At 68.1% G+C, this 24099-nt stretch carries 26 protein-coding genes and 1 pseudogene; 10 read left to right on the top strand and 17 right to left on the bottom strand.

The features are described 5' to 3' along the window. Positions 1-244 precede the first annotated feature (244 nt). A complete protein-coding gene (locus LWW96_RS22250) occupies positions 245-373 on the bottom strand; it encodes a zinc-binding dehydrogenase (protein ID WP_366118587.1) in 129 nt (42 codons plus the stop codon). Between LWW96_RS22250 and LWW96_RS21510 the strand changes: the two genes are divergently transcribed. Beyond that, a complete protein-coding gene (locus tag LWW96_RS21510) occupies positions 360-659 on the top strand; it encodes a hypothetical protein (protein ID WP_291489911.1) in 300 nt (99 codons plus the stop codon). The two genes, LWW96_RS22250 and LWW96_RS21510, sit on opposite strands and share 14 nt — an antisense overlap. 48 nt (positions 660-707) lie before the next feature. On the opposite strand, the gene LWW96_RS21505 is transcribed toward LWW96_RS21510, so the two are convergent. Continuing rightward, on the bottom strand, positions 708-1475 hold the full coding sequence (locus LWW96_RS21505; RefSeq protein ID WP_291489910.1) for an alpha/beta hydrolase: 768 nt from the start codon (positions 1473-1475) through the stop codon (positions 708-710). A gap of 53 nt (positions 1476-1528) precedes the next feature. On the opposite strand from LWW96_RS21505, the gene LWW96_RS22245 reads away from it, so the two are divergent. After that, positions 1529-1939 (top strand): MerR family transcriptional regulator, encoded by a 411-nt coding sequence (locus LWW96_RS22245; RefSeq protein ID WP_366118584.1) that lies wholly within the window; start codon positions 1529-1531, stop codon positions 1937-1939. A gap of 627 nt (positions 1940-2566) precedes the next feature. Beyond that, positions 2567-3808 carry a serine hydrolase domain-containing protein gene (locus LWW96_RS21500; RefSeq protein ID WP_291489909.1) on the top strand — a complete coding sequence of 414 codons (1242 nt, stop codon included), beginning with the start codon at positions 2567-2569 and terminating at the stop codon, positions 3806-3808. Between the two features lie 125 nt (positions 3809-3933). Here LWW96_RS21500 and glmS read toward each other — a convergent pair whose 3' ends face one another. Beyond that, complete coding sequence (gene glmS, locus LWW96_RS21495) at positions 3934-5847, bottom strand: glutamine--fructose-6-phosphate transaminase (isomerizing) (protein WP_291489908.1); 1914 nt, start codon at positions 5845-5847, stop codon at positions 3934-3936. A gap of 138 nt (positions 5848-5985) precedes the next feature. Between glmS and LWW96_RS21490 the strand changes: the two genes are divergently transcribed. Continuing rightward, positions 5986-6474: an Lrp/AsnC family transcriptional regulator gene (locus LWW96_RS21490; RefSeq protein ID WP_291489907.1), complete on the top strand. Its 489-nt coding sequence runs from the start codon at positions 5986-5988 to the stop codon at positions 6472-6474. A 32-nt stretch (positions 6475-6506) separates the two neighbouring features. Here the strand turns inward: LWW96_RS21490 and LWW96_RS21485 are convergent, their stop codons facing one another. The 3 genes from LWW96_RS21485 to LWW96_RS21475 form a co-directional block, all read right to left on the bottom strand. Next, a complete protein-coding gene (locus tag LWW96_RS21485) occupies positions 6507-7319 on the bottom strand; it encodes an ATP-binding protein (protein ID WP_291489906.1) in 813 nt (270 codons plus the stop codon). Then, the gene (glmU, locus tag LWW96_RS21480; protein ID WP_291489905.1) at positions 7316-8746 is read right to left on the bottom strand and encodes a bifunctional UDP-N-acetylglucosamine diphosphorylase/glucosamine-1-phosphate N-acetyltransferase GlmU; all 1431 of its coding nucleotides are present in this window, start codon (positions 8744-8746) and stop codon (positions 7316-7318) included. The genes LWW96_RS21485 and glmU overlap by 4 nt, the downstream gene beginning before the upstream one ends. Before the next feature lie 136 nt (positions 8747-8882). Then, positions 8883-9638 carry a Crp/Fnr family transcriptional regulator gene (locus LWW96_RS21475; RefSeq protein ID WP_291489904.1) on the bottom strand — a complete coding sequence of 252 codons (756 nt, stop codon included), beginning with the start codon at positions 9636-9638 and terminating at the stop codon, positions 8883-8885. 159 nt (positions 9639-9797) lie between these two features. On the opposite strand from LWW96_RS21475, the gene LWW96_RS21470 reads away from it, so the two are divergent. Next, a complete protein-coding gene (locus LWW96_RS21470; RefSeq protein ID WP_291489903.1) occupies positions 9798-10196 on the top strand; it encodes a BLUF domain-containing protein in 399 nt (132 codons plus the stop codon). A gap of 7 nt (positions 10197-10203) precedes the next feature. Here the strand turns inward: LWW96_RS21470 and fabF are convergent, their stop codons facing one another. Beyond that, positions 10204-11475: a beta-ketoacyl-ACP synthase II gene (fabF, locus tag LWW96_RS21465; RefSeq protein ID WP_291489902.1), complete on the bottom strand. Its 1272-nt coding sequence runs from the start codon at positions 11473-11475 to the stop codon at positions 10204-10206. Positions 11476-11719: 244 nt separating this feature from the next. Between fabF and LWW96_RS21460 the strand changes: the two genes are divergently transcribed. Next, positions 11720-12370 (top strand): TetR family transcriptional regulator, encoded by a 651-nt coding sequence (locus LWW96_RS21460; protein WP_291489901.1) that lies wholly within the window; start codon positions 11720-11722, stop codon positions 12368-12370. A 113-nt stretch (positions 12371-12483) separates the two neighbouring features. Here the strand turns inward: LWW96_RS21460 and LWW96_RS21455 are convergent, their stop codons facing one another. Continuing rightward, entirely contained in the window at positions 12484-12873 is a 390-nt protein-coding gene (locus LWW96_RS21455; protein ID WP_291489900.1) for a DUF2917 domain-containing protein, read from the bottom strand. 105 nt (positions 12874-12978) lie between these two features. Beyond that, complete coding sequence (locus LWW96_RS21450) at positions 12979-13536, bottom strand: DUF2917 domain-containing protein (RefSeq protein WP_291489899.1); 558 nt, start codon at positions 13534-13536, stop codon at positions 12979-12981. Between the two features lie 124 nt (positions 13537-13660). On the opposite strand from LWW96_RS21450, the gene LWW96_RS21445 reads away from it, so the two are divergent. Together LWW96_RS21445 and LWW96_RS21440 are read left to right on the top strand one after the other, a co-directional pair. Further along, positions 13661-14656 (top strand): LysR substrate-binding domain-containing protein, encoded by a 996-nt coding sequence (locus LWW96_RS21445; RefSeq protein ID WP_291489898.1) that lies wholly within the window; start codon positions 13661-13663, stop codon positions 14654-14656. A 177-nt stretch (positions 14657-14833) separates the two neighbouring features. Then, entirely contained in the window at positions 14834-15250 is a 417-nt protein-coding gene (locus tag LWW96_RS21440; protein ID WP_291489897.1) for a bacteriohemerythrin, read from the top strand. Between the two features lie 51 nt (positions 15251-15301). Here LWW96_RS21440 and tyrS read toward each other — a convergent pair whose 3' ends face one another. Continuing rightward, positions 15302-16534 carry a tyrosine--tRNA ligase gene (gene tyrS / locus LWW96_RS21435; protein WP_291489896.1) on the bottom strand — a complete coding sequence of 411 codons (1233 nt, stop codon included), beginning with the start codon at positions 16532-16534 and terminating at the stop codon, positions 15302-15304. A 209-nt stretch (positions 16535-16743) separates the two neighbouring features. Here tyrS and LWW96_RS21430 point away from each other — a divergent pair, with 209 nt between their 5' ends. Further along, positions 16744-18102, top strand: coding sequence for a M23 family metallopeptidase (locus LWW96_RS21430; protein ID WP_291489895.1), 1359 nt, complete (start codon positions 16744-16746; stop codon positions 18100-18102). A 150-nt stretch (positions 18103-18252) separates the two neighbouring features. Further along, on the top strand, positions 18253-19377 hold the full coding sequence (locus LWW96_RS21425) for an anhydro-N-acetylmuramic acid kinase (RefSeq protein WP_291489894.1): 1125 nt from the start codon (positions 18253-18255) through the stop codon (positions 19375-19377). Between the two features lie 18 nt (positions 19378-19395). Here the strand turns inward: LWW96_RS21425 and mdtD are convergent, their stop codons facing one another. The 7 genes and pseudogenes from mdtD to LWW96_RS21390 all read right to left on the bottom strand — a co-directional run. Continuing rightward, the gene (mdtD, locus tag LWW96_RS21420) at positions 19396-20823 is read right to left on the bottom strand and encodes a multidrug transporter subunit MdtD (RefSeq protein WP_291489893.1); all 1428 of its coding nucleotides are present in this window, start codon (positions 20821-20823) and stop codon (positions 19396-19398) included. An 88-nt stretch (positions 20824-20911) separates the two neighbouring features. Further along, entirely contained in the window at positions 20912-21283 is a 372-nt protein-coding gene (gene erpA / locus LWW96_RS21415) for an iron-sulfur cluster insertion protein ErpA (RefSeq protein ID WP_291489892.1), read from the bottom strand. Positions 21284-21341: 58 nt separating this feature from the next. After that, on the bottom strand, positions 21342-21740 hold the full coding sequence (locus LWW96_RS21410) for a polymer-forming cytoskeletal protein (RefSeq protein WP_291489891.1): 399 nt from the start codon (positions 21738-21740) through the stop codon (positions 21342-21344). 97 nt (positions 21741-21837) lie between these two features. Continuing rightward, on the bottom strand, positions 21838-22551 hold the full coding sequence (locus LWW96_RS21405; RefSeq protein ID WP_291489890.1) for a DUF6776 family protein: 714 nt from the start codon (positions 22549-22551) through the stop codon (positions 21838-21840). Positions 22552-22716: 165 nt separating this feature from the next. Continuing rightward, complete coding sequence (rpsI, locus tag LWW96_RS21400) at positions 22717-23109, bottom strand: 30S ribosomal protein S9 (protein WP_291489889.1); 393 nt, start codon at positions 23107-23109, stop codon at positions 22717-22719. Between the two features lie 11 nt (positions 23110-23120). Beyond that, on the bottom strand, positions 23121-23552 hold the full coding sequence (gene rplM / locus LWW96_RS21395; RefSeq protein ID WP_291489888.1) for a 50S ribosomal protein L13: 432 nt from the start codon (positions 23550-23552) through the stop codon (positions 23121-23123). Between the two features lie 214 nt (positions 23553-23766). Continuing rightward, a pseudogene (locus LWW96_RS21390) lies at positions 23767-24099 on the bottom strand (serine/threonine protein kinase); the annotation flags it as partial.

Genomic DNA, 24099 nt, shown 5'->3' with positions numbered 1-24099 from the left:
CGTCTCAGAAAAGCCGGTGCAAAAACCATTCTTGAACCGGGTTCGGTGAGTCGCCTTGCGGGTTCGGCTCATCGATGGGATGAACTGTACGCCGCGGGTGTTCAGAGAAAAACCACCGAGTCGCGAACTGACTGTTCCAGTATCTAAAACAATCGCCACACCGCGGCCCACTTCTGCGCCGCCCACGGGTCGTTCGCACCGCCGCCAACCCCTCCCGATGGAACGGTGGCGGAGGACCTTCCCGCTACCAACCGTTCTCCACGTCGACCACCGCCTTGCCGACGGTGCGCGCTGTCTCAACTTGCCGATGGGCCTCTGCCAGATCAGACACGTTCCAGCGATGGCCAATCACAGGCGCAATGTCGTGCTCCATCGCTTACTACCTGTCGACAGAGTGCAGCGTGGGAGAACTCAGCAGCCCGGCCGCCGTCTTAGCGTTCGAACGGCAGATCGACGGCAAGACCGTGCCGGCGACCTTGTTCCTGGCGGGTGCAAGCAATGGCAATCATCCGCTGATAGGAATCCCCCTTTTCAATCAGATCGCCACGCAGAACCTGCCAGGCCTGCTGACGATCAAGGCCGAATACAACACCTCGCACGTCGGGGCAGACGTGCCTGCATTTGAAGATGCTTTAGAGCGGTTCTTTTCCAAGCCCTGAGGTAGGCGGCGATGGCCGAAGTCTGCGATCGGCCCAAAGCAGCCGTTCTCAGGCCGACGCCCGCCTTTGGCCGGTGCGCACTGCTGCAGCGTCGACGCGTTGCAGCCAGCGCACCAGGGCCGCAACCACCGTGGCAGGCCGCTCCAGGATAGACATGTGACCCGCCTCGGCCACCGCTACCAGCTCGGCGTCCGGCAACAGTGACGCCATTTCCTGGCTCTGGCTGAAGGGAGTGATTTGGTCCTCGCGCCCGCACACCACGATGGCGGGAACGTGCAGGAGAGGCAGCAGCTCACGGGTGTCGAGCCGGTTCATTGCGGCCCGCTGCTGCCGGACAAAGCCTTGGCTCCCCACCTTGGCAGCCATGTCGAACAGCAGGTGCAACAGCGCCCGGTCCTGCAGCCTGGAAGCGTGAACGACCCGCGCGGCAAAGCCTTGGGCCACCTGGCCGAAGGTGGCGGCGCCCGCGCCTTCGGCACCGTCCACGGACTGAATCATCCTTTCCCGGGCCTGCTTCACCTCTTCGGTGTCGGCGCGGGCGCCCGTGTCCAGGAGGCCCAGCCCGACAATGCGGCCGCCCGCTTGGCGGCAAACCTCCTGCGCAACGTACCCGCCCAGCGAGAACCCTGCGACCGCAAATGGCCCGGCTGGCATGGCGGCTATCGCATCGCGCGCCGACTCGGCGATGCTGCCCTGCCGGTGCGTGTCCGCGACATGCAGGGTGCGCTCTCCTGCGATGGCAGTGGTCAGGGGATTCCAGATTCGGGCATCGTTCATCAGCCCGGGAAGGAGAAGCAGAGGCGTCGCGTGGTTCATGGTCAGGTTATAACTATGCAGTTGGATGCATAGTCAAGAGGGTTTCCCAACCAATGTGGATCGCTGAATTCGCGCGCCGCGCAGGAGTGAGGCAGACGACCGTCCGGCACTACCTGCGGGAAGGCCTTCTGTCGCCGTGCACAGGGGCCGCTGGCGGGTCGCGGCCTTACCTGGAGTTCACCGAATCCGATCTTCGCTTGCTCTCGGCCATCCAGGCAGGCCAAGCTCTGGGCCTCTCGCTCCAGGAGATCAAGCTGCTTATCGGGGAGCGGCGTTCAGGGAGCGGACAGGCACGGATGCTCAAGGCCTTGACCACGCAGCGCGACAAGTTGCGCGGCAGGGCTCTGGAACTGCAGGCGATGCTCGCCTTCCTCGACCGCAAAATAGCTTGGCTCGAAACAGGAGCGAAAGGGCCACCGCCTTCCCATGCAGCCCCCCAGCCTCGGGGAGATGAGGTGAGGTAAGGACGCGATCTCAGCGCCCAACCGTCGAGCCAGCACCTCGCGATACGACCGCCGTTGAGCACGCATGGCAGTACGTCCGCAAGAAGGGCGGGCCAAACCCTTGATTCAAGACCAACAGACAGTTCGCTGTCTGCCGCTACAGCAGACTGCATTTTCTCCAAGACCACGGCTCCGGCGTTCGGCTGAAGGGTCCCACATGGTGCGTAGCCCACCATGCACCCGCTGACGGCAACCGCGGGTCCTCCACAACCCATGGATCGCGAGTCCCCGGAAGCAGGACGGCAGGAACTTGAACAGGTGCGGGCACCAATGAAGGCTGAACTGGTTTCTATGCCGGCCTTGACGGATTCGGAGGTTCCGCTTAAATTTCTGCAAAACAATAAATGTTTATTGCAAGGCAGCTATTTTTAAAAGACCTCTCATGCACTCACCCCACTTGCCGGCCGGCTCTACTGATCACTCTCGCGGCGCTGGACGCTTGCGCGAGATCAACTGCCAGCACAGCGTCCACCAGTGTCTCGGCCGCGCAGGCGATCAGGTAGCCGGAGTGCGCGCAATTCGGGCGGGAACTGCAGCGGTAGCGACTGATGACCCGGGATCCACTGCGACCGGGGCCGCGCCTCCCCAATGAACCTGTTCATCTCCCGCGTGGGGCGGATGTGCAGCGTGATCGCGTGCTCCATCGCTTTGTTGGTCACCAACGCGGGTTGCGGTAGCAACGCTCCCGTTCATGAGAACCTCCCGCCCTGCGCAAGAGCACTGGGCTACCGCGGCACCTTGCCACTGCGCAGCGCCTTGCCGGAGACCGACTGGCCGACGGACGACGACGGTAGCTGGCTCGACCGACCCGTTCCGCCGCCACTCGGCGCGCTACTGGAATCTCGCCTGCAGTCCGTACTTGCGCAAACCGGCGCACCGGGCGCGACGGTGGCAATCGGTGGCCCGGGGCTGGGGCTGTGGCAGCGCAGCCTGGGGCTGGCGCGCACCGCGCCGCGGGTTGTTGCAGATGATGCATCGCTCTTTTGGTGGGCCAGCGTGGGCAAGGCCTACACCGCCGTGCTGGTGCTGCAATCCGTGCAGCAAGCAAAGCTTTCCCTTGATCAACCGGTCAGCACATGGTGGCCACATTTTCCTGAAGGAAGACACATCACCATCGCCCATTTGCTCAACCACACCGGCGGACTCAACGCCGCTGAGTTCACGGCGCCGCCAGATGCAATCTACCAGCCGCCGGAAGCCTTGGTCGCCAGAGCACAAGCGAATGGGAGCCTCTTCTGTCCGGGGGCGTACTGGCGCTACAGCAACACTGGCTACATCATGCTCGGCCGCGCATTGGAGCTGACTGAAGGCATGTCGTATGCCGAGCTGCTGCAACAGCACGTGTTCGCGCCACTCGGATTAACGCACAGTACCGTCATTGACCACGCCCCCCCGCCGGTGGGATTGGTAACACCACATCCGGGCAATCAACCGGTGGACGACGCAGCCCGCGCCACGCCGTTTGCCGCGGGCTCCATCGCGGCACGCGCTGATGACGTGGTGCGCTTCTGGCAGGCGTTGCTGACAGGAAAATTGCTGCCGACATCGACCGTCAGGGCCTCGTTTGCCACGCTTTACCCGATGTTCAACGCGACAGATGACCACTATGGGCGCGGTGTGATGGTCAAGGAATGGACTGACACACGGGGCCGCTCGCGGCGCTGGCTCGCACACCAGGGCGGTCACCCTGGCACCAACGCTCTGGTGGCCTACGACCCAATGCTGCATGTCTACGTGGCGGTCGCGCTCAACTCCGACGTGTCGGCCGTGGCCACCTCCAATGTCCTTCTGCAGACCTTGGAAACGTGGCGCGCCGCGGCGGCGCCTTAGCCTTGCCCCAAAAAACTGCCTGGCGAACGCAGACCGGGCTATGCCTGGATCGCGGAGCTTTTGCGGCACTGCGCCGAGAGCGCATACGCGCGGCGGCATTTCTTACCGCCACAAGTCCCTGCCGGTCATTCGACCGTCACGGACTTGGCCAGGTTGCGCGGCTTGTCCACGTCCGTCCCGCGCGCGCAGGCGGTGTGGTAGGCCAGCAGCTGCAGCGGCACCACGTGCAGCAGCGGGCTGAGCGGGCCGTAGTGCTCGGGCATGCGGATGACGTGCAGGCCCTCGGCACTCTCGATGCGGGTGTCGGCGTCGGCCAGCACATACAGCACGCCGGCGCGGGCCCGCACCTCCTGCATGTTGCTCTTGAGCTTTTCCAGCAGCGCGTCGTTGGGGGCCACGGTCACCACCGGCATGGCGCTGGTCACCAGGGCCAGGGGGCCGTGCTTGAGTTCGCCGGCCGGGTAGGCCGCGGCGTGGATGTAGCTGATTTCCTTGAGCTTGAGCGCCCCTTCCAGCGCAATGGGGTAGTGCAGGCCCCGGCCCAGGAAGAGCGCGTTTTCCATGCGCGCGAAGTCTTCGGCCCAGCTGATGATCTGTGGCTCCAGGGCCAGCACGGCCTGCAGGGCCACGGGCAGGTGGCGCATGGCCTTGAGGTGTGCGGCTTCCTGCTCTTCACTCAGGCGGCCCTTGCTTTGCGCCAGGGCCAGCGTCAGCAAAAACAGGCCCGCCAGCTGCGTGGTGAAGGCCTTGGTGCTGGCCACGCCAATCTCCACGCCCGCGCGGGTGATGTAGGCCAGCTTGCATTCGCGCACCATGGCGCTGGTGGCCACGTTGCAGATGGTCAGCGTGTGCTGCATGCCCAGGCTTTGCGCGTGGCGCAGCGCGGCCAGGGTGTCGGCGGTTTCGCCGCTCTGGCTGATGGTGACGACCAGGGTGCGCGGGTTGGGCACGCTGGTGCGGTAGCGGTATTCGCTGGCCACCTCCACCTGCGTGGGGATGCCGGCGATGGCCTCCAGCCAGTACTTGGCGGTGCAGCCGCTGTAGTAGCTGGTGCCGCACGCCAGGATGAGGACGTTGTCGATCTCCTGGAACACGCGCCAGGCCGCGGCCCCGGGCTGGCCGTGCAGGGGAGCGCCGTCGAACAGCTCGGGCACGATGCCCTGCAGGCCCTCCAGCGTGTCCGCGATGGCGCGGGGCTGCTCGAAGATTTCCTTTTGCATGTAGTGGCGGTAGGGGCCCAGCTCGGCGGCGCCGCTGTGGGCCAGCACGGTGCGCACGGGGCGCTGGGCGGGCGTGAGCGCGGCGCGGTCCTTGCCCACGATCCAGTAGCGGCCCAGCTGCAGGTCCACCAGGTCGCCCTCTTCCAGGTAGACGATCTGGTCGGTGACGCCGGCCAGGGCCATGGCGTCGCTGGCCAGAAAGTGTTCTGCGCTGTCCTTGCCCACGCCCAGGACCAGGGGCGAGCCCGCGCGTGCGCCCACCACGCGGTGGGGCTCGTCCTTGTGCAGGACGGCGATCGCGTAGGCACCGTGCAGTTGCGCCACCGCAGCCTGCACGGCCTCGAACAGGTCGCCGCTGTAGAGGCTGTCGACCAGATGGGCGACGACCTCGGTGTCCGTCTGGCTGGCAAACACGTAGCCCCGTGCCTGCAGGGCTTTGCGCAGTTCTTCGTGGTTTTCAATGATGCCGTTGTGCACCAGCGCCACGCGGCCTGCGGACGCGGTGGCGGCGTCGCTGCCCGTACCGTGGCTGAAGTGGGGATGGGCGTTGTGCACGGCCGGCGCGCCGTGGGTGGCCCAGCGGGTATGGGCAATGCCGGTGGCGCCTTCGATGTGCTCGGTGGTCACCTGCTCCAGCAGCTCGGCCACGCGGGCGGTGCTGCGGGCACGCTGCAGGCCGCCGGGCCGCGAGGCATCGAGGCTGGCGGCATGCACGGCCACGCCGCAGGAGTCATAGCCCCGGTACTCCAGCCGCTGCAGGCCCTGGACGAGGATGGGAACGATGTTGCGCGTGGAGACTGCGCCGACGATGCCGCACATGGAGATGGCCTTCCGTTGAAAACGATGGGGCGATGGTAGGCAAGCACGAACGAAATATGCAGTTGATTATTTTGTCAAAATGAAATCAAATTTCTCGCATCACACATCTGGAAATTTAATTTCATAAATATCTCAAATATGGAATCCATCGCACTCGACGCCACCGACCTGCAGTTGCTGAACCTGCTGCAGCACGATGCCGCGCAAAGCAATCAGGCGCTGGCGGAACAGGTGCATGTGTCGCCCCCTACCTGCCTGCGCCGCGTGAAGCGGCTGCACGAGGCCGGGCTGATCGAGCGCCAGGTGGCGCTGCTGCAGCCCGACAAGCTGGCCGCAGTGCAGGGCCACGGGCTGGCCTGCATCGTGGAGGTGACGCTGGACCGGCAGGGCGCCGAGGCGCTGGACGCCTTTGAGGCCCGCGCGGTAGCAGAGCCGGCGGTGCAGCAGTGCTGGCGCGTGTCCCCCGGGCCGGACTTCGTGCTGGTGGCGCACACCCGCGACATGCCGGGCTATCTGGCCCTGTCGCAACGGCTGTTCACCGCCGATGCCAACGTGCGCAACGTGAAAGCCTTCTTCAGCACCAAGCGGGCAAAGTTTGAGACAAAAGTGCCTCTAGCGCTTTCGTAGCAAGCGCAGCCAGCTATATTTTCAATAGCAAATCAGCGACCAACGGCGGCTGCAGGCCATTCCACCCGCACCGTGCAGCCCTGGCCCGGCGCCGCTGTGGCGCAGATGTGGGCCCCGTGGCGCTGGGCAATGGCGCGGCACAGGGCCAGGCCGGCGCCCACGCCGTCGAACTCGGTCTCGCGGTGCAGGCGGTGGAACACGCCGAACAGCCCGCTGGCGCGGGCCGGGTCGAACCCCACGCCCTGGTCCTGCACCTCCCAGGCGGCCCAGCCTGCGCCCTGCTCGGCCGGCACCGCGCGCACGGTGATGTGCGGCGCCGGGGCCGCCGGGCGCTGGCTGAACTTGAGCGCGTTGCCCAGCACCTGCACCAGCAATTCGTGCAGCAGCGCCGGGTCGGCCTGCAGGGTGGGCAGCCCGCCGGGCAGCGTCCATTGCGCGGCCGCGGCCTGCGCTGAGGGCAGCGCCGCACGGGCCTGTTCCACCGCGGCACCCAGGTCCACGGGCTGCGGGTGCAGCGGGGCACGCCCTGCGCGCGAGAGCGCCAGCAGGCCATCGAGCATCAGCGCCATCCGGCGGGCCGACTGCTCCATGGTGCCCAGGAAATCGCGGGCCTCCTGCAGCGGCTCGGCGGCCTGCACGTCGGCGGGCAGGTCGCCGAGCACTTCGCGCACCAGCTTGCCGTACGAGGTGATGTGCCGCAGCGGCGCGCGCAGGTCGTGCGACACGGCGCGCAGAAATTCTTCCTGCGCCGCCGCCATGTCGGCCACCTGCTGCTGGCTGCGGGCCAGCTCGGCGCGCAGTTGCTGCAGTTCGTGCTCGGCGACGGTGGCGTGGGGCGCGCTCATGGCTTGGGCTGTTTGGCGGGACGCGACCAATTGGCGATGCTCACCTGCTTGCCGCGCGCCACGCTCAAGGCGCCGGGCGCGGTGCTCTTGGTGATGGTGCTGCCGCCGCCCACCGTGCCGCCCGCGCCGATGGTGACGGGCGCCACCAGCACGCAGTTGCTGCCCACATGCACGTCGGCCTCGATCACCGTGCGGTGCTTGTTCGCGCCGTCGTAGTTGGCGGTGATGCTGCCGGCGCCGTAGTTCACGCGCTCGCCCACGGTGGCGTCGCCCAGGTAGGCCAGGTGGTTGGCCTTGGCGCCGTCGGCCAGGGTGCTGTTCTTCACTTCCACGAAGTTGCCGATGTGCACGTCGCGGCCCAGCTGCGCGCCGGGGCGCAGGCGGGCAAAGGGACCGACCAGCGCGCCCTCGCCCACCGTGGCACCGGCCTTTTCGCCGTCGATGTGGGTGTAGGGGTGGATCACCGCGCCTGCGGCAATGCGCGCATTGGCGATGCAGCACTGGGCACCGATGGTGACGCCCTCGCCCAGCTCGACGCGGCCGGTGAAGATGCAGTTCACGTCGATCTCCACGTCCTGCCCGCACACCACCTCCCCGCGCACGCCGGTCCGCGCGTCGTCGCGCACATCGAACCGCGCGGGGTCGGCCAGGCGCACGCCCTGCTCCATCAAGGCGCGGGCCTGGCGCAGCTGGTGGGCGCGCTCCAGTTCGGCCAGCTGCAGGGGGCTGTTCACGCCGGCCACCTGCAGTGCGTCGGTGATGCGGTGGGCCACCACAGGCACGCCGTCGGCCACGGCCAGGGCCACGATGTCGGTGAGGTAGTACTCGCCCTGGGCGTTGTGGTTGGTCAGGCGCGCGAGCCACGGCGCCAGCAGCCGCGCGGGCACGGCCAGGATGCCGCTGTAGATTTCGGTGATGGCGCGCTGCGCCTCGGTGGCGTCCTTGTGCTCCACGATGGCCTGCACGGCGCCGTCGGCTCCGCGCACGATGCGGCCGTAGCCGGTGGGGTCGGGCAGGGTGACGGTCAGCAGCGCCAGGCGCTCGCCCGCGCTGGCCGCCACCAGGGCGCGCAGCGTGTCGGCCTGGGTCAGCGGCACGTCGCCCGACAGCACTACCACCGTGCCGTCCTGGCGCAGGTGCGGCACGGCCTGTTGCACGGCGTGGCCGGTGCCCAGCTGCGGCTCCTGCCGCACGAACTTCAGGTCAACCCCGGCTGCAGCGCTTGCTGCGCCTGCGGTGGCTGCTTCTACTTCGGTAGCACCGTGGCCGGTGATGACGATGGCGCTGCGGGCCTGCAGGTGCGTGGCCTGGTCCAGCACGTGGTGCAGCAGGGGCCGGCCGGCCAGGCGCTGCAGCACTTTGGGGATGCGGCTTTTCATGCGCGTGCCTTTGCCGGCCGCCATGATGAGGATGTCGAGTGGGGTCATGAACGCGGGGAGCCTGTGGGGGAGTGCAGCGATTATCGGCGCCCCGCACTGGGCGCAGCTTGCTTCACTTTTGATAGCTGCTTGCGCTTGACCACCAAGCGCTAGGGGCCATTTTTCCTTGCAACTGCAGGCCGGGCTACAGCATCGGCATCAGGCGCGGCGGCGTGTCGTAATAGTCGGCAATGCGCGCCAGCGCGCGGGTGTTGAGCAGTCGTAGCCGCCCGTTGCGGATCTCGTGCAGCCCCAGCAGGGCCAGGCGCCGCAGCGTCTTGTTGGTGTGCACCAGCGACAGCCCCAGCGCGTCGGCAATGTGCTGCTGCGTGAGCGGAAACTCCACCGTGCCGCCTTCGGCCAGGCCGATGCGGTCCAGGCGGCGGTACAGGTGCATGAGCAGCATGGCCACGCGCTCGGTGGCGTTGCGCCGGCCGGCAGTGAGCAGGTTGTCGTCCACATGGCCTTCTTCGTGCGCCGCCAGCCAGGTCACGTCGTAGCCCAGGCGGGGATGTTCGCGGAACACCGCCCAGAGGCTGTCGTTCTGGAACAGGCACAGGGTGCATTCGGTCAGCGCCTCCACCCCATGGGCCGAAACGTCGCCAAACTCCTGCTGCAGGCCGACCAGGTCCCCCGGCAGCAGGAAGTTCAGGATCTGCCGGCGTCCGTCGCTCAGCGTCTTGTAACGAAACGCCCAGCCCGCGTACAGCGTGAACAGCTTGGCGTTGGTCTGGTTCTCGCGGATCAGGGCCTGGCCCGGCTCCGCCACCTCCTTGCCGGCCCGCAAGCCCCGGAGGAATTCCAGCACCTCCGGCCCCAGCGGGGTGAAGGCACCCGTCTTGCGCAGTCTGCAGTCATGGCAATCGGCCGTGCAGGCGCCGGCGGGGGAGGCGATGTTCATGGCGGCATTCTAGGGACCGGCACATCCCCCGGCGTGCAGCACGGCCTGGGCCAGGGACGGGCGGTATACATTTGGCGACAATTGGACCGATCTTTGGGCGGCGATTGTGTCTTTTGATGTAGGAAACGGCCCCGGCGAACGCTTACATTCGTTCGCAATATGATGATCCATCCAGCCCTTTACGAGGTGCTCTACGTGAGCACCCTCGCCCCCGACCAGCCCCCCAGCGTGGTTGCCGAGATTGCCGGCCGCGCGCGCGTGGTCAATGCCCAGCTGGATGTGACCGGCCTGCTCATCTTCGACGGCCAGCGTTTTTGCCAGCAGCTTGAAGGGCCGCAGAAAGCGGTGCTCAAGCTGATCGAACGCATCCGCAACGATCCGCGCCACGTCCAGGTCGAGGTGCTGCACCACGGGCCGCTGGTGGCGCGGCGGTTTCAGAAGTTCAGCCTCGCCTTCAGCACGCTGGAGGACGCCGACGCGCTGCCGCGCATGGAGCAGTTGGACGGGGCGGCCGCACTGGCCGCTTTTGAAGCGGTGCGCGGCGAACTCGTGCTCTGAACGGCGGTCACGCCCCCGCCCAGCGCCGCAGCACCAGGCTGGCGTTGACGCCGCCGAAGCCGAATCCGTTGACCATGGCGTGCGTGAGCGCCATGGGCCGCGCGCGCAAGGCCACCAGGTTCAGGCCCTCGGCCAGCGGGTCGGGCGTGTGCAGGTTGAGCGTGCCGGGCACCACCTGGTCCCGCAGCGCCAGCGCGGTGAAGATGGCCGCCACGGCTCCGGCGGCGCCCAGCAGGTGGCCGGTGGCCGACTTGGTGGACGCAATGGCCACGCCCGCCCCTGGGCCAAACACGCGGCGGATCGCCGCCAGCTCTCCGCGGTCGCCCACCGGCGTGGAGGTTGCGTGGGCGTTGAGATGCTGCACGTCATGCGGCGCAAGGCCCGCCTGCGCCAGCGCTGCGGCCATGCTGCGCGCGGCGCCGCTGCCGTCCTCGGGGCCGGACGTGATGTGGTACGCGTCGGCCGAGGTGCCGTAGCCCACGATTTCGGCCAGGGGCGCCGCGCCGCGCGCCAGCGCGTGCTCCAGCGCCTCGATCACCAGCAGGCCGGCCCCCTCGCCCATGACGAAGCCGTCGCGCTGCGCGTCAAACGGGCGCGACGCCTGCTCCGGCGCGTCGTTGAAGTCGGTGCTCAGCGTCTTGGCCGCCGCGAAGGCGCCCAGGCTCACGCGGTCGATGGCGGCCTCGGTGCCGCCGCACACGGCCATGTCGGCCTCGCCGCAGCGGATGAGGCGCGCCGCGTCGCCAATGGCCTGCACGCCCGCGGCGCAGGCCGTGACGGGCGCGCCGATGGGGCCCTGCAGCCCGTGGCGGATCGACACCTGCCCCGCCGCCAGGTTGACCAGGAACGAAGGCACGGTAAACGGCGACAGCCGCTGCGGGCCGCGCGTCTCGGTGGTGCGCACCGCGTCGGCAATGGCGCCGAACCCGCCGATGCCGGAGGCGATCACGGTGGCCGTGCGGGCGCGCTGGCGCTCATCCGCCGGGGGCCAGCCCGCCTGGGCCAGTGCCTGGTCGGCGGCGCCCAGCGCAAAGGGGATGAAGCGGTCCATCTTGCGCTGGTCCTTGGTGGACACGACGGCGTCCACGTTCCAGCCGCCTTCGGAGTCTTCCTCGGGCGACAGCACCCGGCCGGCCACCTGGGCCGGCACGCCCTCGGTCACGGCCTCGGGCAGGCGCGTCAGGCCCGAGCGGCCCGCCAGCAGCCGTTGCCAGGCCAGCTCCACCTGGCATCCCAGGGGAGACACGAGCCCCATGCCGGTGATGACGACGCGGCGCATCAAAGGGTCACCCCCCGCGCAGCACGGGACGCCGGTCCGCGGCCCAAGGCGGACCAATGCCGGGGTGGTTGGAAGGAAATGGGATGCATGAAGTCACCTCGCTGGTTGGCGCCCGGCGTCCACGGACACCACCGGTCCGCGATCTGCGCCCACCGGTGGAGAACCGGGCGTTTATGATTGGGGCCATCATCATAAGCACAAAACCGCGGTTTGCTGACGATCGCAATCAATAGACCCCCCCACCATGAAAGTCTCGAAGGCGCAGGCGGCTGAAAACCGCCAAGGCATCTTGGACGCCGCGGCGCGGCTGTACCGCGAGCGCGGCCTCACCGGCGTGGGCGTGGCCGACATCACGCGTGACGCCGGGCTCACGCACGGCGGGCTGTACCGGCATTTCGAGTCCAAGGACGCGCTGGTGCGCGAGGCCTGCGCCCGCGCGTTCGACTGGTCCATTGCGCCGCTCGACGGCCACACCCCCAACGCGAACGTGGCGGACCGCATCCGCAGCTACCTCTCGCCCCAGCACCGTGACGCGCCAGGCAGCGGCTGCCCGGTGGCCGCCCTGGCGGTGGACGCGGCGCGGGCGGGCCCCGAGCTGTCCGCCGTGTTTGCCGCAGGCATCGAGCGCAACATCCAGCGGTTCACGCAGTTGCTGGTCGATACGGCTGCGCCCCCCCCCCAGGCGGACACCGGCGCCGACACCGGTACCGAGGCCACGCCCCCGGCTGCGGCCGCCCACCGGGCGCGCGCCATCGAGGTGCTGGCCACCATGGTCGGCGGGCTGGTGCTGGCACGCGCCACCGCGGCCGCGCAGCCCGCGTTGTCGCAGGAGTTGCTGACCACGCTGCAGGAGCAGTTGATCGCGCTGCTGGAAGAACCCCGGCGCAACGGCTGATCCGTCGCTACAAAAAAGAGAGCTTGCAGCGCTTGTGGGACAAGCGCTGCAAGCTCTTTTGGTTCATATTTGCAAACGGACCACTGCGCCAGTCGCAGCAGGCCCGACAGCGGTCAGGCGCAGCAGGCGCCGCCCGCCACGCGCTGGTCCACGGCAGCGGCGTTGCCAAAGGCCGCCCGGCGCCACCACGGCGCCACGCTGGCGGCGGCCTCCACCGGCCGGCTGGCCCAGCGGTACTTCAGCCGCTCGGTGCCCACGGGCTCCACCACAGCGTGCCGGCCCGCCTCTACCCACAGGGTCTGGCCGGGGTGCAGGAAGACGTCCCCCGACGCGGCGCCCGTACCGAAGGGCCCGCCATCCAGCGTCACCCAGGCGCAGCCCTCGGCCACGCGCAGGGCCATGGGGGTGCGCGGCGTCAGGCTGACGGCCTGGCCGGGCGGCAAGGCCGTGACGCCATGGCCGGCCGCGCGGGATAGGAAAGCGAAAGTGTGCGAGCGATTCATACAAATCTCCGGGTTAACCCTTAGTTGACGTTATGGTGCGCCGTGCCAGCCCAATCGTCCAATGAAAAGGAGTGCAGGCATTGATGCGCTTTGTGCATGCCGTGCTCACACCGGCCTGCGCTGGCGGGGCGTGGCGATCCAGAAGAGCGCAAACCGGGCCAGGCCCGCCGCCAGCCGGCCTGTGGCGCCCAGCGCCTGGGCGCCGGCCCATCCCACGGCCCGGCCGCCCTGCCCCAGGGCGCGCCCCAGGTCCCGCAGCGGCTGAACCACACTGCCCTCCCATTGCGCGCGGTGCGCCGTGCTGCTGTGCCAGCCCGCCGCCGGGGCGGCCTCGGGCTCAGGCTCCAGCAGCCAGTCGAAGGCGGCACCGCCCGACGCTCCCGCAGGGCTCCAGGCTTCCAAGACGGCGTGCTGGCCGGCCACCAGGGTCAGGCGGTCCCCGGCCTGCAGGACCACATCGGCCGCGCGGCCCGGCTGTCCGGCGCCGGGCGCTCCCCGCAGGGTGAGCCACACCCGGCCGTCCACGACCTCGACCACGCTGCGCTCGCGCGGGTGCAGGGACAATGCGCGCCCGGCCGCCAGCTTCCAGCAGCCGGCACCCCGCGGCAGGGGGGCGGCGGCGTGCGGCGATTGTTGCGATTCCAGAACGTGGCGGGCGAACATGGCGGGCTCCTTGGAGAGGGCGAAGACAACGACTTTCGAGCCGCAATGGTGCGCCGCACGGTCTGCACAGTCCAATGAAAACGCGGTACCCTATTCATTCCGCTCACGCATGAATCCACCCGCCATGGCCTCTGCCGAATATGCTCCTGCCGTGCTTCGCACGCGCCCCGTCGCCGCCGGCCACTGGCGGGCCTTCCTGGCCGTGGCCAAGCACCTGAACTTCCGCGCCGCGGCCGACGAGCTGGCCCTGACCCAGTCGGCTGTCAGCCGCCAGATCCAGGCGCTGGAGGACGAGGTGGGCGTGGCGCTGTTCCTGCGCCACACCCGCGCGGTGGAGCTGACCAGCGCGGGCGCCCAGCTGCAGCGCGCCGTGGCGCCGGCGCTGGAGCGCATGGACGCCGCCGTGCGGCTGGTGCGCCAGACCGCCGGGCGCCGCAGCGTGGCCATCACCACCTGGGCCAGCTTCGCATCGATGTGGCTGATCCCGCGCATGGAGGAGTTCCAGCGCGACAACCCGGGCATCGACATCCGCATTGATGCGAGCGACGTGTCGGTGGACCTGGACACTTCCGACGTGGATCTCGCGCTGCGCTACAGCCTGCCGGGGCCGCCGGCGCAAGGCGGCGTGCGCCTGTTCGGCGAGCAGCTGGCGGTGGTGGCCAGCCCCTGGCTGCTCAAGAGCGGCAAGCCGCTGCGCACGCCGGCCGACGTAGCCCAGTTCACCCTGATCGAAGCCGGAGACGCCCACCGCAGCCAGCACCTGGAGTGGCTGAGCTGGCGGCGCTGGCTGGATGCGCGCGACCTGACCAAGCTGCAGCCCGAGCGCTGGCTGTACTTCAACTACGCGCACCAGATCGTGCAGGCCGCGCTCAGCGGCCAGGGGCTGGCGCTGGCGCGCATGCCGCTGATCGCCGACGCCCTGGCCGCGGGCGATCTGGTGGAGGTGCTGCCCGGCTACCGCATCGACTCGCCGCTGGCGTACTGGCTGATCGTGGGCCCGCGCAGCAGCCAGCGCCCGGAGATCAAGGCGTTCTGCGCCTGGCTCCAAGTCCAGGCCCAGGCCACGCGCGAAGCCATCGGCGATGTGCCCGACCCCGACCTGAACGACAACCTCGACTGAGCACGGGCCGGAGGCTCTTCGGGGCGCCCCCAAGGCCCCACTTGATGGCGCTCAAGGCGCACCGTTGATGCATATCAACGGGCAGTGATTTGGGTCATGCGGATGCGCACAGACCATCTTCCGCAACCCGCCCGGGCCGGGCATTCTGGCGCGCCGAGATACAGGAGAGCGCCCCTCATGACCTTCATGCCATGGACCACCGAGCTGGAACTGGGTTTTGACGAAATCGATCGCCAGCACCAGGAACTGGTGCGGTTGACCAACCTGCTGTACGAGGAACTGTGCTGCCCGATTCCGCGGCGCGAGGCCATCGGCGCGGTGCTGGAAGGGCTGGTGGCGTACACGCACGACCACTTCATCGTGGAGGAGGTCCTGTTCCAGCGCCACGGCTACCCGGAGACGCCCGCGCACCAGGCCGAGCACAACGGCTTCACCGCCCGGGCCATGGACCTGCTGATGCGCTTCGAGGATGGGGAAGAGGTCTCCATCGAGGCCATGGAGTTCCTCAAGCACTGGCTGGTCCACCACATCTGCAAGGTGGACCGCGCCTACATGCCCTACCTGCGCGAGGCACTGGCCCGGGAGGCCGCGTAGCCCGCGCCAGCGCTGCAGCGCCCCGTCCCGCGGGCCTGCCGCGCTGCCGGCTCAGGCCAGTGTCACGCGCGCAAACTTGCGCTTGCCCACCTGCACGACATAGGTGCCGGCTTCCAGCTTCAGCCCCTTGTCGCTGACCACGCCGCCATCCACGCGCACGCCGCCGCCGTCGATCAGGCGGTTGGCCTCGCTGGTCGAGGGGGCCAGGTTGGCCTGCTTGAGCAGCGCGCCGATGCCCAGCGGCGCGCCGGACAGTGCCACCTCTGGAATCTCGTCGGGCACGCCGCCCTTGCTGCGGTTGATGAAGTCCTGCTCGGCCGCGTCCGCCGCCGCCGCGCTGTGAAAGCGCGTGGTGATCTCCTTGGCCAGCATCACCTTGGCGTCCTTGGGGTTGCGCCCCCCGGCCACCTCGGCCTTCAGCGCGGCGATCTCTTCCAGGCTCTTGAACGACAGCAGCAGGTACCAGTCCCACATCAGCGTGTCGCTGATCGACAGCACCTTGGCGAACATGGTGTTCGCGTCTTCGGTGATGCCGATGTAGTTGTTCTTGGACTTGGACATCTTGTCCACACCGTCGAGCCCCACCAGCAGCGGCATGGTGAGCACGCACTGCGGCTCCTGGCCGTATTCCTGCTGCAGGTGGCGGCCCATGAGCAGATTGAATTTCTGGTCGGTGCCGCCCAGTTCCAGGTCGCTCTTGAGCGCCACGGAGTCGTAGCCCTGCATCAGCGGGTACAGGAACTCGTGCACGCTGATGGACTGGCCGGAGGTAAAGCGCTTGTGGAAGTCGTCGCGCTCCATCATGCGCGCCACGGTGTACTTGGCGGCCAGCTGGATCATGCCGCTGGCGCCCAGGGGCTCGCTCCACTCGCTGTTGTAGCGGATCTCCGTCTTGGCCGGGTCCAGCACCAGGCTGGCCTGCTTGTAGTAGGTCTCGGCGTTGGCCTGGATCTGCTCTTTGGTGAGCGGCGGGCGGGTGCTGTTGCGGCCCGAGGGGTCGCCGATCAGGCTGGTGAAATCCCCGATCAGGAAGATCACCTGATGGCCCAGATCTTGCAACTGCCGCATCTTGTTGAGCACCACGGTGTGGCCGATGTGGATGTCGGGGGCCGTGGGGTCCAGCCCGAGCTTGATGCGCAGCGGCTGGCCGGTGGCTTCGGAGCGTGCGAGCTTCTTGATCCACTCGTCCCGGGGCAGCAGTTCGTCCACGCCGCGCAGCGAAATTTCGAGGGCCCGGCCTACACCATCAGACACCGGTTCGGTTGTAACAGCAGATTGATTCATAAGGGTTTTTTGCGATGTCTATACAGCATGCGCCGCTATACTCCAGCCCACGTTGCGTGAGGCGATTCTAGTGGGCTCGCTGTTTCGACCTGTTTTTCCACCCTGTCGACGCGCTACAGCCTGACAGCCTCGGCTCCCGGCCTTTGTCTCCCCGCCAGCGTTGCGCGAGAGGGGGCTGCGGATCCACCTTTCACCCTGGGGATAGACCTTTGATTCACGGCTTGACCACCGCCAGCTCGGCTTTGCTTGACCGGCTGTCCCAAACGATCCAGAAACACCCCCGCCGCATCACCGCCGCCGTCGCAGCCCTGCTGCTCACGGGCGGCGGTGGCGCATTTGCCGTGGCTTCCTTTGCGCCCGACCCGGCCGACCTGCCCGTGCGCACCGTGAGCTATCCAGTCGAATCGCTGGCCGAGAACCTGGAGCTGGGCCAGCTGGAAGCGCCTGGCTTCTCGCTCTACCGCTCCGAGCAGGTGCGCAGCAGCGACACCCCCGAGTCCCTGCTGCAGCGCATGGGCGTGGCCGACCCGGCGGCAGCGGCGTTCATGCGCGGCGACACGCCCGTTCGCCAGAACGTGCTGGGCCGCACCGGCCGCGTGGTCTCGGCCGAGACCACGGACGACCACCGCCTGGTCCGCCTGACGGTGCGCTGGGTGCCCGACGACAGCGGCAATTTCCGCCGTCTGGTGGTGGAGCGCCAGGGCGACAAGTTCACCTCCCGCGTGGAAACGGCCAAGCTCACCAGCGGCAGCCGCCTGGCGGGCGGGGTCATCCACAGCTCGCTGTTTGCGGCCACGGACGCCTCCAACATCCCCGATGGCGTGGCCGTGCAGATGGCCGAGCTGTTCTCGGGCAACATCGACTTCCGCCGTTCGCTGCGCAAGGGCGACCGCTTCTCGGTGGTGTACGAAACCCTCGAAGCCGACGGCGAGCCCCTGTCCAGCGGGCGCGTGCTGAGCGCAGAGTTCGTGAACAACGGCAAGACCCACCAGGCGGTCTGGTTCCAGGAGCGTGGCGCGGCCAAGGGCTCCTACTACACGCTGGACGGCCAGAGCATGCGCCGCGCGTACCTGACCTCGCCCGTCGAGTTCTCGCGCATCACCAGCGGCTTCAAGATGCGTCTGCACCCCATCCTGCAGACCTGGCGCGCCCATCTGGGCACCGACTTCGCGGCCCCCACCGGCACCGCCGTGCGCACGGTAGGCGATGGCGTGGTCGAGTTCGCCGGCGTACAGAACGGCTTCGGCAACGTGGTGTTCGTGAAGCACCGCAACCAGCACGTCACCGTGTACGCCCACCTGAGCCGCATCGACGTGCGCCAGGGGCAGTCGGTGGAGCAGGGACAGACGCTGGGCGCCGTCGGCCAGACCGGCTGGGCCACCGGCCCGCACCTGCACTTTGAGTTCCGTGTGAACGGCGTGCACCAGGACCCGCAGACCATCGTGGCCCAGAGCGAGGCCGCCGCACCGATCTCTGCGGCATCCCGCCCGGCCTTTGACCGCTTGGCCTCCAACATGCGCGTGCAGCTGTCCGCCGCGGCGCTGATCGAGCAAGCCAGCGCAGAATAAGCGGATGCATCCCCCTGAGGCGCTTCGCGCCTTCCCCCTTCTCTCGGCTGGCGCCGGGAAGGGGGACGCCGCCAGCGCGGCGGGGCGGCCCTTGCGCGGCGGCCGCGCGGGGATTGCGCCGCAGCACACACCGCTGATTCGCCAGCGCACATGAACTCCCCGTCCACTTCCGAGTGGTACATCGGCCTCATGTCGGGCACGTCGCTCGATGGTATCGATGGCGTGCTGGCCGACTTCTCCGGGCCGCGCATGGTGGTCACGCACCATGCGAGCGCTCCCTTCGAGCCCAGCCTGCGGGCCGAGCTGCTGGCCCTCAACACCCCTGGCGACAATGAACTGCACCGCGCGGCGCTGGCGGGCAATGCGCTCTCGTTGGCCTACGCAGAGGTGGTGGAGACGCTGCTGCGGCAAAGCCGCCAGTCCCGCTCGGCCATCCGCGCCATCGGCGCCCACGGGCAGACCGTGCGCCACCGCCCGCAGGAATTTGACAGCACGGGCTACACCCTGCAGCTGGGCAACCCGGCCTTGCTGGCCGAACGCACGGGCATCTCCGTGGTGGCCGACTTCCGCAGCCGCGACGTGGCGGCGGGCGGCCAAGGCGCTCCGCTCGTACCGGCGTTCCACCAGGGCGTGTTCGGCCGTGCGGACGAGACCGTGCTGGTGCTCAACATCGGCGGCATCTCCAACCTCAGCGTCCTGCCGGCGGACGGCCGCGTGACCGGGTTCGACTGCGGGCCGGGCAACGCGCTCATGGACTTCTGGTGCCAGCAGCACACCGGCCAGGCCTACGACGCCGCAGGCGCCTGGGCGGCCACCGGCCAGGTGGTGCCTGCGTTGCTGGACGCCCTGCTGGACGAGCCCTTTCTGCGCAAGCCCCCTCCCAAGAGCACGGGCCGCGACCTGTTCAACCCCCCGTGGCTGTCGCAGCGCCTGGCGCCCTTTGCGTCCGCACGCCCGCAGGATGTCCAGGCAACATTGACGGAATACACCGCCCGGGCTTGTGGAATCAGCGCAACCAGCTACCAAAACAATAGCAAACGCCTGGCCGTCTGCGGGGGCGGCGCCCACAACCAGTACCTGATGGAACGGTTGCAGGCGGCCTGCCCCACCCTGCAGGTGGTGGCCACGGACGCTCTGGGGCTTCCGGCCCTGCAGGTGGAAGCGGCAGCGTTTGCCTGGCTGGCGCGGCAAGCGCTGGAGGGCAAGCCGGGCAATCTGGCCAGCGTGACCGGCGCCGCCGGGCCGCGCGTGCTGGGCGCCGTCTACCCGCGCTGAGCCCGGGGCCGGCGGCTCTCAGCCCGCATCGGTGGCATCAGCCGCTGCGGCCACCCGCACACCGGCCCGGTCCTCCGGCGAGAGCTGCCAGAAGATGGCGGCCGAAGCGACCGTGATCAGGCCCATGCACGCAAAAGTCGCCTGGAAGGCCAGCAGCGTCTGGTGGGCCGGGGCCGCCTGGTAGAAGTCGGTGAAAGCCGCGAGCACGCCGCCCGCGGCCGCCACCCCCATGCCCATCGCAAGCATCTGCACCATGGACAGCAGGCTGTTGCCGCTGCTGGCCGTGTCGTGCTCCAGGTCCTTCAGGGTGACGGTGTTCATCGCCGTGAACTGCAGCGAGTTCACCGCCCCGAAGGCCGCAAGCTGCAGGCCGTGCACCCACAGCGGCTGGGAGGGCGCCGCCAGCGCAAAGCTGGCCATGGTCAGCCCCACCAGCAGGGTGTTGGTCACCAGCACCCGGCGGTAGCCAAAGCGGGTGATCAGGGGCGTGGTAAACCGCTTCATCGACATGCCGGCCACCGCCACGGGCAGCATCATCAGGCCGGCATGCAGCGGCGAATAGCCCATGGTCACCTGCAGCAGCAGCGGTACCAGAAACGGCATGCAGGAACTGCCCAGCCGCGAAAACAGATTGCCCAGCAGGCCGATGCGCAGCGTGGGCACCGAAAAAAGGTGGGGCGAAAACAGGGGGTCGGGCCGCCGTGCCGCGTGCAGCCAGTACGCCGCCAGCGCGGCCAGGCCGAAGATCATCAGCACCAGGACGCTCGCCTGCCGCAAGCCCAGGCTGGCCAGGCCGTCCAGCGCCAGCGACAGCGCCACCATGCCGAAGGCCAGCATCAGATACCCAGCCAAGTCAAAACGGGCCACCTGCGCCGCTGGCTGGCCGGGCATGTAGCGCAGGGTGGCCACGCACCCCGCCAGCCCCACCGGCACATTGATCAGGAAGATCCAGTGCCAGGAGGCCGCCTCCACCAGCCAGCCGCCCAGCGTGGGCCCGATCAGCGGGCCGATCAGGCCGGGAATGGCCACAAAGCTCATGGCCTGGAGGAACTGCTCGCGCGGGAACGTGCGCAGCACCACCAGCCGCCCCACCGGCAGCAGGAGTGCCCCACCCAGGCCCTGCACCACCCGCGCCGCAACGAGCTGGCCCAGCTGCTGGGCCAGCGCACAGCACACCGACCCCACGACAAACAGCGTGATGGCCGCCAGGTACACCCGCCGGGCCCCGAAGCGGTCCGCCAGCCAGCCGGACGCCGGAATCAGCATCGCCATGGCCAGCGAGTAGGCCACCACCACCGACTGCATGCGCAACGGGCTTTCGCCCAGGCTGCGCGCCATGGCGGGCAGCGCGGTGTTGACGATGGTCGCGTCCAGCGTCTGCATGAAGAAGCCGATGGCAACCAGCCACAGAAGCACTTTGAGAGAGGTATCGCGGTCTCGCGGCATGGACGGGCAGGGAAGTTTCTAGCGCGCGGCCCAACAAGAAAGCCGCCCGGGGGCGGCTTTCAGCGAAGGGTGGGCACGGGGCGCACGGTCACATGGAGAAGCTGGAACCGCAGCCACAGGTCGTGGTGGCGTTGGGGTTCTTGATGACGAACTGCGCGCCCTGCAGGTCTTCCTTGTAGTCGATCTCGGCGCCCACCAGGTACTGGTAGCTCATGGCGTCGATGAGCAGCGACACGCCGTTCTTGGTCATCGTCGTGTCGTCCTCGTTGGTGATCTCGTCAAAGGTGAAGCCGTACTGGAAACCCGAGCAGCCCCCGCCTTGCACGAACACCCGCAGCTTCAGGTCAGGATTGCCCTCTTCGGCAATCAGGTCCGCCACCTTGGCCGCCGCGCTGTCGGTGAACAGGATGGGCTCGGGCATTTCGGTGGGGGCGTTGTTGTGGGCCACTGCGCTGCTCATGGGGTACTCCGGGGTCTGTAGGTGCGAAATGGTACTTCAGACCACGGGGGAATTCAGGTCACTGCCCGTTTGACGCTAATTTGAGTGGGGGTTTTTCCTCGAGCAGCACGGCCACCGGGCACAGCTGCCCTGCAATCACGGCGCCTTGGTGCATCTCCAGGGCCTTGTAGTGGACGTTGCCGGTGATCTTGGCGCGGGGCTGCAGCTCCAGCAGTTCCGCAGCGTGCACGGGCCCCACGACCTGGCCGTTGACGATGACATGGTCGGCGTGGATGGCGCCCTCCACCTGCGCCGTCTCCGAGATGACCAAAATGCTGGGCTGCTCGGCCGCCGCCCGGATATCGCCCACCACGTGGCCGTCGATGCGCATGCCTTCGGCAAACAGCACATCGCCCTCGATCCGGGTGCCCTGCGCTATCAGGCTCTTGATCGGGGGCTGCTTCTTGCGGGAAAACATGGGGTATGGCTCCTAAGGGGGTGCGCAGTGCAGCACACGGAACAGCAAGAAAGGCGCCAGGGCCGCGGACACCCTGCCGCAAGGGAGGGGAGCGCCGCTATCCGTCGATGGCCATGGCCTGCATGGCGCGCACCGCCGTGCCCTCCAGCACGCGCGCCGTCACGGTTTTTACCACGGCGTTGGGCGGCAGATCGATCACGCCCTCCACGCGTCGGTATTGCCGCACCTGCAGGGGCTGCGACGCGGCGGGCTGCGATTGGGTCCAGGGCTTGCCGTCCTGGGTGCCCGCCAGCACCAGCTCCAGCCGGCCGTTAAATTCGGGGGCATTGCGCGCGGCCTGGATCACCAGCACCTGCCAGCGCAACTGCATGCCGCCCAGCACCTCGGCCTGCAGGCTGCGGATCGCGAGCCCCTCGGTCTTGGCCGCGGGAATCAGCTTTTCAAAGAAACCCAGGTCCTCCCGCAGCGTGCGGTTGTCCGCCTCCAGCTGGCGAACCTGGGCCACCAGGCTCTCCTTGGCCGCGCGTTCCGCCACCAGCAGGCTCTCGGCGGTGTGGGCCACCGTCTGCTGCTCCTGGCCTTCCGAGCGCAGCCGGGCCACTTCGGCCCGCAGCTGCACCAGTTCATCCCGGGAGCCCCGGTCCAGCCCGGCAATGGACTTGCCGAACTCGAACGCCCACAGCGCCACGGCGCCGCACAGGCCCAGCATCATGGCCAGCACCATCCACCGCACGGGCCAGGGCATGGCGCTGCGGATGGCGACGCGGGGAGCGCTGATCGTCAACCGGCGGCGCAGGAGGCGAAAGCGCATGGTGCTGCAGTCAGGAGGTTCATCGGAGGCGGGAGCGCAGGACGAAAAGAGCGCACCATAAACGAAAAAACCGCCCGAAGGCGGTTTTTTGTCTTGCAGGCAGGGCCCGAAAGCGTCGCAGGAAACGAACGGCGCCGCCCGGAGGCAGGCCGTCCGGCCCGAGGATCAACGCTTGGAGAACTGCTTGGCGCGGCGTGCGGAGTGCAGACCGACCTTCTTACGCTCGACTTCACGGGCATCGCGGGTCACGAAGCCGGCTTGGCTCAGTGCGGACTTCAGCGTTGCGTCGTAGTCGATCAGGGCGCGGGTGATGCCGTGGCGGGTGGCACCGGCCTGGCCGGATTCACCGCCGCCGTGCACGTTGACCTGCACGTCGAAGGTTTCGACATGGTTGGTCAGCACCAGCGGCTGCTTGGCAATCATGATGGAGGTTTCGCGGCCGAAATACTGCTGAATGTCCTTGCCATTCACCGTGATCTTGCCGGAGCCTTTTTTCAGAAACACGCGGGCGACGCTGGACTTGCGACGGCCGGTGCCATTGTTCCATTCACCAATCATCTCAAGGCTCCTTAGATTTCCAGCACTTTGGGCTGCTGGGCGGTGTGGGGATGCTCAGCACCGCCATACACCTTGAGTTTCTTGATCATTGCGTAGCCGAGGGGGCCCTTGGGCAGCATGCCCTTGACGGCCTTCTCCAGCGCGCGGCCGGGGTGCTTGGCTTGCAGGTCGCGGAAGTTCGTGGCCGTGATACCGCCGGGGTAACCCGAGTGGCGGTAGTACACCTTGTCCAGGGACTTGGTGCCGGTGACCTTGAGCTTGGCTGCGTTGATGATGACGATGAAGTCACCGGTATCGACGTGAGGCGTGTAAATGGCCTTGTGTTTGCCGCGCAAACGGAGAGCAACTTCGCTGGCTACTCGTCCGAGGACCTTGTCGGTCGCGTCAATCACAAACCACTCGTGCACGACCTCAGCGGGCTTGGCGCTGAAAGTGGTAGTCATGAGTTTTCTCTGGAAAGAAAGTTGGTTTGGCGGGCCCTTTTCCACGGTCGGTGCTTCTCTTTCGGAAGCCTCTTAGGTGGCGTTTCCTCTTCGCCGCGGGGCCACAAATGCGCTGCGAAGCCCTCCATTATACGAATTTGCCCACGCAGTGCGCAAGACAGGCCCGGCAGGCCCGCGCCACGGTCACCCGCAGATGCCCACGGCGCGCGAACTCCTAGTTCGGGGTCTGACGGCGGCGCTGTTCCTCGGCCTCGTAGCGCCGGCGGTTTTCCACGCAGATCGGCTGGTTGACCTGCGAGGGCTTCTGGCACTCCTGGTGAATGCACATGGGCCGCGCCAGGAAACCCGCGTCCGCACACGCCTCCTGCGGGCTGGGCACCCGGGGCGGCGCGGGGCGGGGCTTGGGCTCGACCACCACCGGCGCGGGTGCGGGCACGGGCTCTTCGCGCACCACCACGGCCGAGGGCGCCGGCTCCGCTGCGGCGCGCTTGGCCGTGCGGGTGGAGGCACGCGGCGCCACCGCGGGTGCAGCCGGGGTGGCGACGGG

The organism is Acidovorax sp. (genome assembly GCF_021287135.1).
GTDB lineage: Bacteria > Pseudomonadota > Gammaproteobacteria > Burkholderiales > Burkholderiaceae_C > Acidovorax.
The sequence above is the reverse complement of the archived record's forward strand: the minus strand, read 5'-3'. Positions and strand labels throughout refer to the sequence as shown.